Origin of the sequence: Micromonospora sp. NPDC000121, assembly GCF_042899165.1 — a bacterium.
Taxonomy (GTDB): Bacteria; Actinomycetota; Actinomycetes; order Mycobacteriales; family Micromonosporaceae; genus Micromonospora.
Genome location: NZ_JBIAZP010000018.1, coordinates 51,078 through 65,013 on the forward strand (window position 1 = coordinate 51,078; position 13,936 = coordinate 65,013).

Annotated in this window: 19 protein-coding genes; 8 read left to right on the forward strand and 11 right to left on the reverse strand. The window is 73.4% G+C overall.

The features are described from left to right. The first annotated feature begins 41 nt into the window (after positions 1-41). The 3 genes from ACFY23_RS31045 to ACFY23_RS31055 all read left to right on the forward strand — a co-directional run bounded on the left by ACFY23_RS31045 (position 42) and on the right by ACFY23_RS31055 (position 2,162). Positions 42-401, forward strand: coding sequence for a metalloregulator ArsR/SmtB family transcription factor (locus ACFY23_RS31045; protein ID WP_350685738.1), 360 nt, complete (start codon positions 42-44; stop codon positions 399-401). Further along, positions 398-1,087 carry a cation transporter gene (locus ACFY23_RS31050; protein WP_350819642.1) on the forward strand — a complete coding sequence of 230 codons (690 nt, stop codon included), beginning with the start codon at positions 398-400 and terminating at the stop codon, positions 1,085-1,087. The genes ACFY23_RS31045 and ACFY23_RS31050 overlap by 4 nt, the downstream gene beginning before the upstream one ends. Positions 1,088-1,256: 169 nt before the next feature. Continuing rightward, complete coding sequence (locus ACFY23_RS31055) at positions 1,257-2,162, forward strand: hypothetical protein (protein WP_350819644.1); 906 nt, start codon at positions 1,257-1,259, stop codon at positions 2,160-2,162. A 156-nt stretch (positions 2,163-2,318) separates the two neighbouring features. Here ACFY23_RS31055 and ACFY23_RS31060 read toward each other — a convergent pair whose 3' ends face one another. Continuing rightward, on the reverse strand, positions 2,319-2,756 hold the full coding sequence (locus ACFY23_RS31060) for a CU044_5270 family protein (protein WP_350819645.1): 438 nt from the start codon (positions 2,754-2,756) through the stop codon (positions 2,319-2,321). A gap of 14 nt (positions 2,757-2,770) precedes the next feature. Continuing rightward, positions 2,771-3,169, reverse strand: coding sequence for a hypothetical protein (locus ACFY23_RS31065; RefSeq protein WP_350685744.1), 399 nt, complete (start codon positions 3,167-3,169; stop codon positions 2,771-2,773). Positions 3,170-3,584: 415 nt separating this feature from the next. Between ACFY23_RS31065 and ACFY23_RS31070 the strand changes: the two genes are divergently transcribed. Then, on the forward strand, positions 3,585-3,989 hold the full coding sequence (locus ACFY23_RS31070) for a hypothetical protein (protein WP_350819647.1): 405 nt from the start codon (positions 3,585-3,587) through the stop codon (positions 3,987-3,989). A 409-nt stretch (positions 3,990-4,398) separates the two neighbouring features. On the opposite strand, the gene ACFY23_RS31075 is transcribed toward ACFY23_RS31070, so the two are convergent. From ACFY23_RS31075 to ACFY23_RS31105, 7 genes are all read right to left on the reverse strand, one after another. After that, positions 4,399-4,617 carry a hypothetical protein gene (locus ACFY23_RS31075; protein ID WP_350685747.1) on the reverse strand — a complete coding sequence of 73 codons (219 nt, stop codon included), beginning with the start codon at positions 4,615-4,617 and terminating at the stop codon, positions 4,399-4,401. Positions 4,618-5,016: 399 nt separating this feature from the next. Then, the gene (locus ACFY23_RS31080; protein WP_350685748.1) at positions 5,017-5,436 is read right to left on the reverse strand and encodes an ASCH domain-containing protein; all 420 of its coding nucleotides are present in this window, start codon (positions 5,434-5,436) and stop codon (positions 5,017-5,019) included. Positions 5,437-5,554: 118 nt separating this feature from the next. After that, positions 5,555-5,842 carry a hypothetical protein gene (locus ACFY23_RS31085; protein WP_350685749.1) on the reverse strand — a complete coding sequence of 96 codons (288 nt, stop codon included), beginning with the start codon at positions 5,840-5,842 and terminating at the stop codon, positions 5,555-5,557. A 195-nt stretch (positions 5,843-6,037) separates the two neighbouring features. Next, positions 6,038-6,211: a hypothetical protein gene (locus ACFY23_RS31090; RefSeq protein ID WP_350685751.1), complete on the reverse strand. Its 174-nt coding sequence runs from the start codon at positions 6,209-6,211 to the stop codon at positions 6,038-6,040. A 47-nt stretch (positions 6,212-6,258) separates the two neighbouring features. After that, positions 6,259-6,576, reverse strand: a complete 318-nt coding sequence (locus ACFY23_RS31095) for a hypothetical protein (protein ID WP_387051323.1) — start codon at positions 6,574-6,576, stop codon at positions 6,259-6,261. Positions 6,577-6,689: 113 nt separating this feature from the next. After that, on the reverse strand, positions 6,690-7,481 hold the full coding sequence (locus ACFY23_RS31100) for an SDR family oxidoreductase (RefSeq protein ID WP_350819650.1): 792 nt from the start codon (positions 7,479-7,481) through the stop codon (positions 6,690-6,692). Beyond that, complete coding sequence (locus ACFY23_RS31105; RefSeq protein ID WP_387039002.1) at positions 7,478-8,452, reverse strand: LLM class F420-dependent oxidoreductase; 975 nt, start codon at positions 8,450-8,452, stop codon at positions 7,478-7,480. Before ACFY23_RS31105 ends, ACFY23_RS31100 begins: the two co-directional genes overlap by 4 nt. 430 nt (positions 8,453-8,882) lie before the next feature. On the opposite strand from ACFY23_RS31105, the gene ACFY23_RS31110 reads away from it, so the two are divergent. Next, on the forward strand, positions 8,883-9,764 hold the full coding sequence (locus tag ACFY23_RS31110; RefSeq protein ID WP_350819652.1) for a DUF1028 domain-containing protein: 882 nt from the start codon (positions 8,883-8,885) through the stop codon (positions 9,762-9,764). 100 nt (positions 9,765-9,864) lie between these two features. Here the strand turns inward: ACFY23_RS31110 and ACFY23_RS31115 are convergent, their stop codons facing one another. Next, positions 9,865-10,533: a maleylpyruvate isomerase N-terminal domain-containing protein gene (locus tag ACFY23_RS31115; RefSeq protein ID WP_350684059.1), complete on the reverse strand. Its 669-nt coding sequence runs from the start codon at positions 10,531-10,533 to the stop codon at positions 9,865-9,867. Positions 10,534-10,655: 122 nt separating this feature from the next. Here ACFY23_RS31115 and ACFY23_RS31120 point away from each other — a divergent pair, with 122 nt between their 5' ends. After that, positions 10,656-11,132, forward strand: coding sequence for a YbhB/YbcL family Raf kinase inhibitor-like protein (locus ACFY23_RS31120; RefSeq protein WP_350684060.1), 477 nt, complete (start codon positions 10,656-10,658; stop codon positions 11,130-11,132). 36 nt (positions 11,133-11,168) lie between these two features. Here ACFY23_RS31120 and ACFY23_RS31125 read toward each other — a convergent pair whose 3' ends face one another. After that, on the reverse strand, positions 11,169-12,056 hold the full coding sequence (locus ACFY23_RS31125) for a phosphatase PAP2 family protein (protein WP_350684061.1): 888 nt from the start codon (positions 12,054-12,056) through the stop codon (positions 11,169-11,171). An 84-nt stretch (positions 12,057-12,140) separates the two neighbouring features. Here ACFY23_RS31125 and ACFY23_RS31130 point away from each other — a divergent pair, with 84 nt between their 5' ends. Next, positions 12,141-12,824, forward strand: a complete 684-nt coding sequence (locus tag ACFY23_RS31130; RefSeq protein WP_350684062.1) for a DUF3159 domain-containing protein — start codon at positions 12,141-12,143, stop codon at positions 12,822-12,824. A gap of 346 nt (positions 12,825-13,170) precedes the next feature. Continuing rightward, a complete protein-coding gene (locus ACFY23_RS31135; RefSeq protein ID WP_350684063.1) occupies positions 13,171-13,893 on the forward strand; it encodes an MBL fold metallo-hydrolase in 723 nt (240 codons plus the stop codon). The last annotated feature ends 43 nt before the right edge of the window (positions 13,894-13,936 follow it).

A 13,936-nucleotide genomic window follows, 5' to 3' on the forward strand; every position in this document is an offset into this window, starting at 1 on the left:
GACGATCGGGAAGCATCCTCCGCTGGCGCTATCATCGCCTCATGACGATTGGTTGTGTTCCGGGGCTGACCCCCGCGGTGGCGCTGTTCCGGTCCCTCGCGGATCCGACGCGCCTGGCGATCCTGCACCGGCTCGCGGCCGGCGAGGCACGGGTGGTCGACCTGACGGGCGAGTTGGGACTGGCGCAGTCGACGGTGTCGAAGCACCTGGCATGTCTTCGCGACTGCGGGCTGATCGACTACCGGGCCGAGGGCCGCCAGTCGTTCTACGCACTGACCCGGCCGGAGCTGCTGGACCTGCTGCGCTCGGCGGAACGGGTCCTCGCCGCCACCGGCGAGGCCGTCGCCCTGTGCCCGGTCTACGGAACGCCGGCCGCCGCCACCCGGGCGGTGGGCGCGTGAGCACGTCCGTGCTGTCCCCGGAGCGCCGGGCTGCGCTGTCGCGGCGCAGCCTGTGGCTGGCCTACGCCACCGCCGGCTACAACCTGCTGGAGGGCCTGATCGCGATCGCCGCCGGCGCGGCGGCCTCCTCGACGGCGCTCATCGGCTTCGGCCTGGACTCGTTCGTCGAGGTGTCCAGCGCGGCCGTACTGATCTGGCAGTTCCGCTCCCGCGTGCCCGAGAATCGGGAACGGTTGGCGCTGCGGCTGATCGGCGTGTCGTTCTTCGCCCTGGCCGCCTGGGTGACCTTCGACGCCCTCCGCGCGCTCCTGGCCGACGGGGACGCCGACCCCAGCCCCGTCGGCATCGGCCTCGCCGCCTCGTCGCTGCTCGTGATGCCGCTGCTCGTACGGGCCAAACGGCGCACCGGCCGGGAACTCGGCTCGGCCACCGTCATGGCCGACTCGACACAGACCCTGCTGTGCACCTACCTGTCCGCGGTGCTCCTCGTCGGCCTGGTCCTCAACGCCGTCTGGGGCTGGTCGTGGGCCGACCCGGTCGCCGCGCTCGTCATCGCCGGCGTCGCCGTCAAGGAGGGCGTGGATGCCTGGCGCGGTGAGCACTGCGACGACTGCGCGCCCCTGCCCGCCACGGCCGACCGGGGCCCGGCCTGCGCCGACGGCTGCTGCTCGCAAGGGAAGGCGTGACCGGTGGCCCTGCTCGCGCTCGGGCGGCCACCAGACTCGGCCTGACCCTCCTGGGGCCACCGCCGTCTCGCTCTGAGTCTGCGCCAGCGCCTGTCAGCATGCCGTCGTTCGGCGTCGTCGCTGTCAGGGCTGCTGTCGGTTCCCCACCCACTGTTGGTAGAACCGCCGCATGGATCAACTGACCGACCCGCTGGCCGGGCTCGACGAGGTCCCGTGGGGGTCGCTGCACCACGCGTATGGACCGGCCGTTGACGTACCGGACCAGTTGCGGGCGTTGCGCTCGACGGAGGCGGCGGTCCGCCGGCGTGCGTTGGCCGAGCTGTCCGGCAACATCTACCACCAGGGCACGCGGTGGGGGGCGAGCTGTCACGTGGTGCCGTTCCTCGTAGCGCTCGCTGACGACCCAGACACCCCGGACCGGGCAACGGTGGCCGATCTGCTGCGTTCGGTGGTGGTCGGCGACCGGCGCGACGACGAGCTGCCGTTCGATCCGCGGCGGACCTTCGCCGCCGCCGAGGGGATCACCGACGAAGATGCGGCGCTGGTGGAGCGGCATCTGGAGGCCGAAGACCTGTTCGAGCACGACGAGGCCGCGGAACTGGCCGACAACGTGGCGGTCCGCTGGGAGGCCGACGCCTTCCACGCCGGAGCCCGGCACACCGACCGGTACGTCCGATGGCTCACCGACCCGGACCCGCTGCTGGCGGGGTACGCCGCCGAACTACTCGCCTGGTTCGCACCCGACGAGGCCGCGTTGGCCGGGCTCATCACACTCCCGGATGACGAGGCCCGCGCCGCCACCCGGGCCAGCGCCAACCTGGCCCTCGCCCACTTTCCGGTCGACTCGGAACCGATCGACGCCTGCCTCCGCGAGATGCTGTCCGCGAACGCTGCGGTCGTCCGGGTCACCGCGGCCGTGGGGCTGGCGTACCGGCTCGGCGACCAGCTACCCGACCTTGCCCTCGACGTCCTCACCGAAGCCCGCAGCGTGGACTTCGATGCCGACGTACCCGGCTGGGACCGGTCGGTGCGCGGGTTCGTGGCGCTCGCGTTGCACCGGCTCGGTCTCGGCTGACTTGCCCCTACGACACGGTTTGGAAAGGCGACTGAGGCGCCGCGAACACCAGGACCAGGCGAGGGCGCATGAGAGCGAGCTCCAAGCGTGCGCGAGGGATACCAGCCGGGCACCGATGGCGGGCCGCGCCGGGGCGGCCCGCCCGGGTGGTGAAGGTCAGCCGGTCTGACCGACTTCGTCTACGACGGTGTGGACGATCACCGCCGTGTATCGGGAGGTGCCGAGGTAGGCATAGGTCTCGGGGTGGAAGACGGGGACCATCTGCTCCGCTCCGTTCGTGGATGGCCAGGCGATTCCAATGCCCGGCCGGCCCGCGCCGTCCGTGACGTGCTCGACGGCGCGCAGACCCGGGACCGCTGCTGCGGCTTCGTACAGCGCCGCCCGTGTCTGCGGTCGTAGATAGCTCTCGGCGAGGAAGAGCACGTCCTTGCCGGCGGCATTCACGTCACCGGCTTCGCCGCTGCGGTGCTCGGCCAGGTGGGTCCGCATGGCAGCCGCGTCGGTAGGCAGGTCGGAGCGGTACGCGGGTTCCGGGGTGCACTGCTCGGTCCGGCCCGGAACCACCTGGCCGCGCCGGGGCCGACCCCGCACCACAGCCGCCTGTCCGATCAGGCCCGACGACGTTCATGGATAGCGCACTCGCCAGCACGCCGCGGCCGGTGCAGCCAGGGCGCGACCCTGGGCGCCGCCGCGATCAGGGCGACCGCGAGTGCCGTGATCACCGCCTGCCCGATCCGGCCGGGCGTGATCCCCGGCGCGGTGTCCAACACGTAGTTGGCGTACCCGTTCGCCGCCGCATCGCTGCCCAACAAGACACAGCCGAGCAGCAGCCCTTCGCTCCGGCGCAGCGCCAGCAACAGCGCGGCGAGCGGATCGAACACGGTCAGCGAGGTGAAGTACAGCATCAGCCAGGTGGGGGTGGACTGGCTTGGACCACCCGGTCGGATGCCGAGCAGGCCCAGGTGGACGATCCCGCCGTACGCGAAGAGGCAGACGGCGGCGATCACGACGACCCGAACCCACCGGGGCACGCCGGCCCACCGCCGGAGTGATGTCCGCCTCGCCGCGCCCACTGTCCCCCGTTTTCGGTCGGGCACGGCCCGCCCGCGCCGCACCGATGCTACGGCGGCATCCAGGAACGTGTGGCCCGCCGGGTCCAAACCACGACCGGCGGCGTTGGAGGCGCGCCGGATCGCCGTTTGGACCTCGCCGCGGCACTGGCAACGCGCGTGGAGACCGCACTGGGCGCGGAGGCGGCGGACGAGTTTGCGCAGGCTGGTGAGTACCGCAACTCAGGCGACCTGGCGCGCGCCGGGCCAGGATCAGGGCATGACCAACGCAGGAGATGGCGAGCAGCACGACGGGGCCGTTGCGGGCTCTTCCCCTCCCCGCGAACGAGGCCACCGGGCGTACCCCTGGTTGATGCTGATTCTGTCGCTGCCCGGCGCCGCATGGTCCCTGTACGCGGGCCTCATCGCCTCCGCGCCGTTCTTCGGTGAGCAGCCCTCTCCGACCGACCGCGCCACCACCACCGCCGCAGTCCTGTCCGGGGCGTCTCTGTGGCTGGTAACGGCTCTGCTCACCGCAGTCATGTTCCGCCGCGCGGTGGTGCCGGTGCTGTCCGCCCTTGCGGCGGCCGGCTTCGCCGCGGCGGCCCTGTCGGTGCGGCAGCCGCGTGCTCCCTTGAGTGCGGCGGACAGTGCGGGCTGGCTGTCGGCCTGGACCCCACCGACGAGTTGGGCGATCGTCCTCTGGGGCGTTGTCGCGCTGGTGCTGTGGGCGTACGGCCGGGCGTCCAGGGCGCGTGGTGGCCGTGCGGTTCGCTGACACCGGGCGGCGACGTCCGTGGGCAGCGGGCGCCTTCTGCCAGCCACCACCGCACCACCTGCTCAGAACAACGTCACCGCACCCCTGCCGCCCGTCGTGCGGATGCCTGCCGCCACCGTGACGGAGGCCGATGGCGCCGCGTCCTCTGGTTGGGGTGGGAGCGACGGTGGGCGCGACGAGCGGGGTCCCGCGCCGCATTCAGGAAGCCAGCTGGCTACCCGCAGCGGAGGGTGAGGCCACCACCGGGCGGCTTGCTCGCCGATACCATCGAGGGGGTCAGGGGTTCAAATCCCCTCGGCTCGACCCAGTTCAAAGGCCGTTTCCTGTCGCGGGAGACGGCTTTTTTGGATCTTGTACAGCAGTGAAGTACAGCAGTCGTCGACCGCAGGGGCGATGGGCTGGCCGCGAGCTAATCCGGCAGCGGCGTGGGATGCATCGTGAGGTAGATCAGCCCCTGCTCCTCGTGAACCGTGCAGCTCAGTTCGTAGGGCTCCGCAGCGCCGATGCGGAAGATGAGGGTGACCCGATCCCGCACGAATCTCTGTGTGCCGGTGGGCTCCCCAAACACGCTGGTAATCTCCTGTTGGTGCTGTCCTGCCCGCAGGGGGAGCCGGAGCGCGTCGATCATGCTCTGGACCGTTGATTCCGGCAGGGCGACGAGGTCGATCGCTACCGAACGCGTTACCCCGGGAGCCGACTCAAGACGAAGCCACTCCGTGAAGCCCGATGCCTCTCCGACCTGTAAACTTTTACCCTGGCCGCAGAGCCCGTCAGGACCGGCGTTCCCGCGATGTTCCCGTAGAGCTTCATCTAGCACTGGATCGGGCTGGACTCGATTGGGCGGTACGAGAACGGCCCTGGAGCGCGTTTCCGCAGCTCACGAGGTCGTTCGTGTGCCTGGTGGCGGGTAGAGGTTTGATCTGCGCAAGGCAGGATGCATGGCCTTCGCCGGCGACTGGTTGCACCTGCTGCCTTGGTGTCCGCCCGGAGGTCGGTGCTGCGCGGCGTAGACCGCGAGTACGGCTGATCAGACGGTGCGCAGCAGCCGGAAGCGTTTGGTCACCACCAGGGTGTCGTCATCGACGGTGAAGCCGGGGTCGCCCAGCTCCGCACGCACTTCTTCGCTGTGCCAGAACGTCTCGTGCCCGGCTCGCCACTGCGCCACGGACTCGTCGCCCTCGCCCTCGTCCAGTGCGTGTTGCAGGTCGACCTCGGCGAGCCGGAGCACGCGCACCTCGGTCAGCTCGATCACCGCGACCGGTCGGTCCTCCGAGTCCACCACCGCCAGTCGCCGGCCGACCTCGGGCAGCGGCTCGTTCGCGCGCTCGTATCCGACCAGCAGCCCGGTGGTGGAGGTCTTCGCGCCCGACAGGATCGCGGCTAGCAGCTTGTCCCGCAGTGGCCCGGGGAACGCGAACTCAGCACGCGGAAGATCCTCGTGGTCCATCCGGAGAGGGTACGCGAACCGGTAAGCCATGAACGGCCTCTCGCTTGTCCCGCCCGTGGTGGCGCCGCGTCCTCTGGTCGGTTCGCCCCCGACACGGTGACCTCCTTCACGGACCACGTCAGCTCGGCGGGTCGACCTCGGCGATGCGCGTGCGCAGGTGTCGTTCCGCCGCATCCAGAGGTGTCCAGAGGTCGAACCACACCCGGCTGCGCGCCTGCTCGCCCCGGTCGAGACCGACCACCGCGATGCTGTGGACGCCCCAGAGGATTTCGTAGCGGCCAGACGGCGAGTCGACCCCGATCGCGAAAGGCGCGGCAAGGGCGGCACGAGTGACGATCAGGTGGTTCGGGTCGTCCGTGCCACGGCGCCCGGCGGTGAGGAACCGCGGCTCGTCGGTGATCTTCATCCATCGCAGGGTCGCGCCCGGCATCTGCTCGTTGACGACTTCGGCGACCGATTCTCGGACGGCGGCGGCCGGGTCGTCGCCCAGCCAGTGCAGGAAATGACCGGTGCCGACGAGCTTGGCGAAGTCGTCCCGGGGAGGCCCATACGTGGGGTTGGGCTGGAATTCGCCGGTGAGCTGGCCGGCGGAGTCGACCTTCTACATGCCGCGGATGGCTTCGGCCGGGATGTAGCCGTCCGGATCGCTGATCAACGTCGGGTCGATCTCGGCGACCGAACCTCCCGGACGCCGTGCCGCCTCGGCGACCAGCGCGGGAGGTGGGGCAACCTTCCGCCCGGGATCGTCGCCCGATGCTGTCGAGGTGGTCACCATCGCAAAACCTGCCTGTCGGACTGACCGGATAGACATCCGAAACTAGATCACCTGTCATCCGCCCGGTGACGACGAGGGCGACGACCAATCGCGTGGCCAGGAGGCCGGAGCACGCGGGCAGTCCCGTCAGCGTGCTCGGCGTCTGTTCCTGCCCCGCCGGTGAGCAGTCGCACGACGAGCACCACGATGACGACCAGCGCCGGAATGGTCAGCAGAACCCAGAGGCCACCGGCCAGGTTGCCGATACCGAGCAATGCCGCCGCCCCGCCCTCCCACAGCAGCTCACGTCCACTGAACGGCTCGCCGGGCAACGAACGCCGATGCTGACGCCGTTCCTCCCGGGCGAGTCGCAACCCCCGTGCCATGAACAGCAGCCCCAGCCCGCCAGCAAGCTCAGCTCATGCGGCATGCCACCCCCCTTTCACCGGCCCTCCGACCGGATCCGAACCTGCCACTTCCCGACGCGTTTCTCGTACGCCTAGGCCCGGAGGCGGCGGACGAGTTTGCGCAGGCCGGCCTGCCAGCCGTCCGGGTCCTCCGCGCGGCGGAGGGCGTACGCGGCGACCTCCGGGTGGGGCAGGATGAGGAAGCGCTCCTCGGCGAGGCCGACGACCACCGAGTCGGCGACCTGGTCCGGAGTGAGGACCGCGCCGGAGGCGGCGATGACCCGGGCGCCGAGGTGCCCGGCGGCCAGCCCTTCGGCCAGCATCGGCGTGTCCACGCCCTGCGGGCACAGCGCGCTGACCCGCAGGCCCTGGTCCCGGTAGGTGACGGAGAGCCACTCGGCGAAGCCGACGGCGGCGTGCTTCGTCGTCGTGTACGCCGCGTCGCCGACCGCGGTCAGCACGCCCGCCGCCGAGCAGGTGTGCAGCAGGTAGCCGCCGCCCCGGGCCAGCATCGCCGGGAGCACCGCCCGGGCCGCGTAGACGTGGGAGAGCACGTTCACCCGCCACGCGCGGTCCCAGCCGGCGTCGTCGACCTCCACTCCCCCGCTGGTGGTCACGCCCGCGTTCGCGCAGAACAGGTCGATCCGCCCGTACCGCCGCTCGGTGTCAACGACCAGCGCGCGGACCTGCTCCTCGTCGGTCACGTCCAGGGCGGCGGCGTGGGCGACCGGGCCGACGCCGTCGGCCACCGCGCGGGCCGCGTCGGCGTCGAGGTCGGCCACCACCACGGCGGCCGCGCCCTCGGCGGCGAACCGGCGCGCCAGGGCGGAGCCGATGCCGCCGGCCCCGCCGGTGATCACCACCACCCGGTCGGTGAGGTTCACCGCGGCTCACCCCCAGCCAGGCGCGTGATCAGGTCGCCCAGCGCCGCCGTGCCCCCGGCCGCCGCCTCCGGGGTGGGCAGCAGGGCCAGCAGCGGCACGTCGATCCCGGCATCGGCGTAGCGGCGGACCTGCTCGCGGCAGTGCTCCGGCGAACCGTGCAGCACCAGCGCGTCGACCACCTCGTCGGGCACCGCCGCGCCGGCGCCGCGCCGGTCCCCGGCGGCCCAGGCCCGCCACATCGGCCCGAGCGCCTCCTCCCGGCCCAGCCAGCGATGGAACTCGGCGTACGCGGGAACGGTCAGGTAGGTGGTGATCAGCCGGCGGCCCAGGGCACGGGCGTGCGCGGCGTCGGACGTGGGGCAGACGAAGATCCGGGCGACCACCTCGAAGCCCGAGCGCCGCTCGCCCACCTCGGCGAGCGCCCGCGGCACGTCGCCCGCGGCGAGCCAGTTGAGGATGACGCCGTCGGCTTCCGCGCCGGCCAGCCGCAGCATTCCCGGGCGCAGCGCGGCGAGCAGCAGCGGCGGCGGCACGGCCGGCGGCCGTTCCAGGGTGAACCGGCGCACGGCGAAGGTGTCGTACGCCTCGTCGACGGTTGCGCCGGACAGTGCCGCGCGCAGGAAGCGCAGCACGTCCCGGGTGCGCCGGAACGGCTCGTCGAACGGCACGGCGTTCCAGTTCCGCACGATGACCGGCGAGGACGCGCCGATGCCGAGCGCGAACCGGCCCGGCGCGGCCTCGGCGAGCGCGGCGGCGCTCATCGCCAGCAGGCCGGGCCCCCGGGTGAACACCGGCGTGATCGCGGTGCCCAGGCGCAGTCGCGGCTGCCAGGCGGCGGCGAGCGCCAGCGGGGTGAACGCGTCCGCCCCGGCGACCTCAGCGGTCCACACGTCGGTGTACCCGGCCCGGTCGAGGGCCGCGTAGACCGCGGCGTGGTCGGCGAGCGGGATGCCGTCCAGCGGCACGGTCATGCCCCAGCGCGTCGTCATCGATCGATGGTGCCCGCCGGCCGCCACCCGGATCAAGATCCCGCCCCGGTTTCCCCGGTACCCGGGCGGCCCGGCGGTCGGCGGTGTCACGACTGCGCGATGGGCGCGCGCGACGGCGGGGCGGGCTGACCGTGGCCACCCACGGGGCGGGACGCCCGCTGCCCTCGGCCGGCAGCCGGCCGACGTTCCTCGAACTCTTCATCGACCTGGTGTACGTCTTCGCGCTCACCCGCATCTCGGTCCGCGCGTTCGAGGACCTGGCGCTGGAGCCCGGGGCTAGGCCGACCCTTGGGCCCCGGTCTGCTCGGCGGTCTCGCGGACCGCCTCCGGGCTGTCGAGCCGCCGGCTCGCCCGGCAGGAGGGTCGCATCCAGCAACGACGACGGCCGCCGGCAGCGGGTTAGTCTCCCCGCGTGACCTTCTCGCTCGTCGCCCGCTCCGACGACGGCCGCCTGCACGGCGTCGTCGTGGCCAGCAGGTTCCTGGCCGCCGGCGCGCTGGTTCCGGCCGCCGAGGCCGAGGTCGGCGCCCTCGCCACCCAGGCGCACGTCAACCTCGCGTACCGGCCGCAGGGGCTGACGCTGCTGCGCACCGGGGTGGCGGCGGCCGACGTGGTCGCCGGCCTGGTCGCCGCCGACCCCGACCGGGACCACCGCCAGCTCGGCGTGGTGGCCGCCGCGGGCGCGGGCGCGACCTGGACGGGCCCGGCCTGCCACCCGTGGGCCGGCGGCCAGACCGGCGACGGCTGGGCGGCGCAGGGCAACATCCTGGCGGGGCCGCAGGTGATCGACGCGGTGCGGGACGCCTGGCTGGGCGGGACGGCGCTGCCGTTCCCCGACCGGCTGCTCGCCGCGCTACGCGCCGGGGACCAGGCCGGCGGCGACCGGCGCGGCCGGCAGAGCGCCGGGCTGCTGGTGGTCGAGCGCGGCGGCGGGTACGGCGGCACCAGCGACGTCCTGGTCGACCTGCGGGTCGACGACCACGCCGACCCGGTGACCGAGCTGGGCCGGCTGCTCGCGCTGCACACCCTGCTCTTCGGCCGGCCCGATCCGGCGACCCTGCTCGACCTGACCGGGGCGGTGGCGACGGAGGTCGGCGGGCTGCTGGCCGCGCTGGGTCTGCCGGTCGACCCGGACCGGCCGGAGGAGGCGCTCTTCGCCTGGGCCGGGATGGAGAACCTGGAGGAGCGGCTGGTGCCGGGCCGCATCGACCCCGTGGTGCTGGACCACCTGCGCAAGGCGGTGCCGCAGGTGCCCGCGCCGCGCGCGGCGGCGGACCCGCTCGCCACCACCTGACCCACGTCGCCGACCCGGGAACCGGGGCACCCCCGGGACCGGCCCGCCGCCCGGCCACGCGGTCGCCCGGTGATTCGCGCGGTCGGCGGGTGGAGTCCGGTCAGCCGCCGAAGGAGAGCCAGCGGAAGCCGGTGGCGTCCAGGACGGTCCGCTCGCGGTCGGTGAGGTCCGCCCGGCCCGTGGCCTTGCGGATCAGCGTGAGCCGGTCCCAGCCCAGCTCCGCCGGGACGGGCCGCCCACCGGTGAGCAGGCCGGCGACGACGTCCGCAGCGGTGGGGGTCAGCCACGGCTCCCGGTCCAGCGCCGCCGCGAGGTCCAGGCCGTGCACCCCGACCTCCACCACGCGGGTACGCAGGAACTCGGCCAGCGCCATCGCGTCGCCGTGGCGGGTGCGCACCACCCGGCCGGGTGGCTGGGCGTCGACGGCGGCCAGGGCGTCCCGCCAGGCCCGGTCGAAGTCGGCCACGAGGGCCGGGCCGTCGAGTTCCCGGGCCTCCCGCCGGCCGCTGTCGATGCGGGCGGCGTCGACCGGCGGGGTGAACTTGGCGGCGCCGTAGTACGCGGCGGCGTCGACCTCGGCGCGGGGCGGGGCCGGCGCGGCGAGCATGTCGACCAGGCGCCCGGCGCCGGTACGCACGTGGGCCAGCAGCTCCCGCACGGTCCAGGGGCGGCAGTCGGTGGGGCGGTCGAGATCCGCCTCGTCGACGGCGCGCAGCACCTCGCCGAGCCGCGCGCACTCGTCCCGGAACGCCGCCCGTACCCGCTCCACCGGTCCTCCCCCGTCGCGTTCTGCCGCTCCGACCCTCTCACACCGCCGATCCGCCCCGGCGCGGCCGTTTCGGCGGCTGCCGGGCGGGTACGCGCGGCGGGCTGAGGAGAGGAGCGTCACCGATGGCCGGGATCATGCTGCGCAGCACCGCGTTCAACGACCACGACATGTTGCCGAGCCGCTTCGCCCGCGAGGGGGGCAACGTCTCGCCACCGTTGGAGTGGTCGCAGGTGCCGGAGTCCGCGACCGAGCTGGTCCTCTTCGTCGAGGACCCGGACGCGGGGAAGACCCCGTTCCTGCACTGGCTGGTGACGGGCATCGCGCCGACCGCGGCCGGGGTGCCCGAGGGTGGGGTGCCCCTGGGCGGCCGGGAGTGGCCCAACGACTTCGGCACGACCGGGTGGGGCGGGCCGCACCCGCCGCAGGGCGACGATCCCCACCGGTACTTCTTCCGGCTCTACGCGTTGGACCGGCCGCTGGAGCTGCCCGACACGCCGCACGCCGCCGACGTGCACCGCACACTCGTGCAGCGGGACATCGCGAGCGGGACGATGGTCGGCACCTACTCCCGTGGAGGCAGGGTGCCTGGAAGCAGCTGAGCCGGGGTCAGTCCCTGCCGCACAGCAGGGCCGGGGTCAGCCCTTGACGCGGGGCACCAGGCGGTGCACGGCGGCGAGCACCAGCGCCATCACCACGCCCATCGTCCCGGCGATGCCGGCGGCGCTGCCGGCGTACCCGACGAACAGCGGCCGGCGGGCCAGCTCGTCGGGCGGGGTGGCGCGCAGGTCGAGCAGCCAGGCCAGGGCGATCCCGCAGGCCGCCGCCGCCAGCACGCCGCCCACGCCGAGCACCGTGGCGGCAACCCGGTGCGCGTCGGCCGACTCCACCTGCGCCTGTTCGCGCTGGGTGACCAGCAGCAGCAGCCCGGCCAGCGCCGCCCACACCCCGACCACCAGGAACGCCGCCACCGCGTCGCTGGGCCGGTGCCAGCCGGCGGAGAGGGTGGCGATACCGGCGACGGCGGCGTAGCCGGCCCCGAGGAAGGCGCCGAGCGCCCGCACCTTGCGCGGCAGCACGAGCACCAGCGCCACCGCGACCGACGCGGCGACGGTGGCGTGCCCGCTGGGCAGGCTGTTGCCGGCGTAGATCCGCTCCGGGTCGATGCCGAAGTCCGGGCGGGCCAGGCCGTACTTGAGCAGCTGGGTGGTGGCGTTGGCGCCGGCGATGAGCAGGGTGGCCGTGACGGCGAGCGCGATGCGGCCCCGGATCAGCGCGATGAAGCCGATCACCGCGGTCGCCGCCAGCAACGACACGACCGACATGGCGTTGAGGATCCGGTCCACCGGGCCGTCGATGCGGTCCTGACCGATCCGGTTGCCGGTCAGGGCGACGGTGTCGACCCACTGGCCCGCCTCGGTGTGCACGGCGACGCGCCACACGGCCAGGAAGGCGGCCGCCTGCACGATCGCCAGGACGACCAACCAGACTGCGGTCCAACCCCTCGGCGTCGCTCGCACCCGCACACCGTAGCGGCCGGCCCGCGCCGGTCACCCGGTGGCCCGCCCACCGGCGGCGGATAGGTTGGGGGCGGACGTGAGGAGGTGGCGGTGGTCAGCACACCGGAACGGGAGACGACCCCGACGGACCGGCCGGAGACCCTCGCCGACCTGCTCGGCGGGCGTCGGGGCGCCGTCGACGCCACCCTGCCGCCGGTGGCGTTCGCGGTCGGTTGGCTGCTCGGCGGCCACTCGCTGTGGGCCGGGGTCGGCGCGGCGGTCGTCACGGGTGCGGCGCTGGCCGGCTGGCGGTTGCGCCGGGGCGACCGACCGCGCTCGGTGCTGGTCGGGCTGTTGGCGGTCTGCGTGGCCGCGCTGGTCGCGTTGCGCACCGGGCGCGCCGAGGACTTCTTCCTCGTCCAACTGCTCTCCAACGCGGCGAGCGCGCTGGCCTGGGTGGTCAGCATCGTGGTGCGCTGGCCGCTGCTCGGTGTGGTGGTGGGCGTCGCGCTCGGGCAGCGCGGCCGGTGGCGGCGCGATCCGGCGCTGCTGCGCGCGTACGGCCGGGGCAGTTGGGTGTGGGCGGCGACCTACGTGCTGCGGGTGGCGGTGTTCCTGCCGCTGTGGCTCGGCGGCCAGGTGGTCGCGCTGACGGTCGCCCGGGTGGCGCTGACCTGGCCGCTGGTGGCGACCGCGCTGGCGGTGAGCTGGGTGGTGGTGCGCCGGTCGCTGCCGGCGGGTCACCCGGGGCTGCGGCATCCGGCCGCCCCGGCCGTGGTGGCGACGGAGAAATGAGGGAGAGGCCGCCACGGGGGGAGCGGCCTCTCCGGTGACGTACGTTACTCCGTCGCGGTCCCGCACGTGATCCCGTGACGGCCTGTTTTTGCGGGCTTTTTCGCGCCCGTTGCGTATCCGGGTGGTGGGTGGGCCGGTCCGTTCCGGCGAGACGGAGGCGCCGGTTCAGCCGTTGGGGGACGAGCCTGCCGTAGTCGGCGTATGCCATGGCGACATCAGCGAGGGGCGGCAGCCGTGGACCCCGAGGAATACGTGGGCGCGGGCACCGGCTGGATCCGTCCCGCGATCGTATGCTGACAGCGGAACGGGTGGCGGGTTCGGCGGGACGCTGCCTAGCCTCGGGCACGTGGAAGTCGTTGAGTTACGGCCCCGGCTGCACTTGGTACGGATGGAGTTCGGCCAGGTCTACCTCTGGCGCGACGCGGACGCGCTGACCTTGATAGACACCGGCGTCCCAGGCTCCGGGCCGGAGATCGCCGAGGCGGTGCGGAGCCTGGGGCTGGGCCCGTCCGCAATCCGGCGGATCGTGGTGACGCACGGGCACGAGGACCACTCTGGATCGGCCGCGGAGGTTCGGTCCTGGCACGGCGCACTGGTGCATGCGCACGAGGCGGATGCCCCGGTGATCCGCGGCGAGGCGAGGCGGCGGGAGCCGGTGCTCACCGAGTTCGACCGGCCCATCTGGGAGCAGGTCAGCTCGCTGGGCGTACCGACCGTGGACGTTCCGCCGACCCCGATGGATGTCGAGCTGCAGGACGGTGACGAACTCGACTTCGGCGACGGGGCGCGGGTTCTCAGCGTGCCCGGGCACACACCGGGCAGCATCGCGGTGTACCTGCCGAGGCACAAGGTGCTGTTCACCGGGGACACGGTGGCCGCCGGCCAGCCCGGCGAGATCATCCTCGGGGTGTTCAACCTGGACGAGGACGTGATGCTCGACAGCTGCCACCGCCTCGCGGCACTAGACACCGAGACGGCATGCTTCGGCCACGGCGACCCGATGGTTACGGGTGCCGGCACCGCCCTGCGGCACGCCGCCGCCACCCACCAGAAGCGCCAGCCGATTTAGACAAGCTGGGGCGGGGTTCGGCTGGTGGGCGGGACTGGTCATG

Bases quoted from the DNA above. Each gene is read 5' to 3' on its own strand.
- ACFY23_RS31045 (WP_350685738.1), top strand. From the start codon at position 42: ATGACGATTGGTTGTGTTCCGGGGCTGACCCCCGCGGTGGCGCTGTTC.
- ACFY23_RS31055 (WP_350819644.1), top strand. From the start codon at position 1,257: ATGGATCAACTGACCGACCCGCTGGCCGGGCTCGACGAGGTCCCGTGG.
- ACFY23_RS31070 (WP_350819647.1), top strand. From the start codon at position 3,585: ATGCTGATTCTGTCGCTGCCCGGCGCCGCATGGTCCCTGTACGCGGGC.
- ACFY23_RS31075 (WP_350685747.1), bottom strand. From the start codon at position 4,617: ATGATCGACGCGCTCCGGCTCCCCCTGCGGGCAGGACAGCACCAACAG.
- ACFY23_RS31080 (WP_350685748.1), bottom strand. From the start codon at position 5,436: ATGGACCACGAGGATCTTCCGCGTGCTGAGTTCGCGTTCCCCGGGCCA.
- ACFY23_RS31085 (WP_350685749.1), bottom strand. From the start codon at position 5,842: ATGAAGATCACCGACGAGCCGCGGTTCCTCACCGCCGGGCGCCGTGGC.
- ACFY23_RS31090 (WP_350685751.1), bottom strand. From the start codon at position 6,211: ATGGTGACCACCTCGACAGCATCGGGCGACGATCCCGGGCGGAAGGTT.
- ACFY23_RS31095 (WP_387051323.1), bottom strand. From the start codon at position 6,576: ATGGCACGGGGGTTGCGACTCGCCCGGGAGGAACGGCGTCAGCATCGG.
- ACFY23_RS31105 (WP_387039002.1), bottom strand. From the start codon at position 8,452: ATGACCGTGCCGCTGGACGGCATCCCGCTCGCCGACCACGCCGCGGTC.
- ACFY23_RS31120 (WP_350684060.1), top strand. From the start codon at position 10,656: ATGGCCGGGATCATGCTGCGCAGCACCGCGTTCAACGACCACGACATG.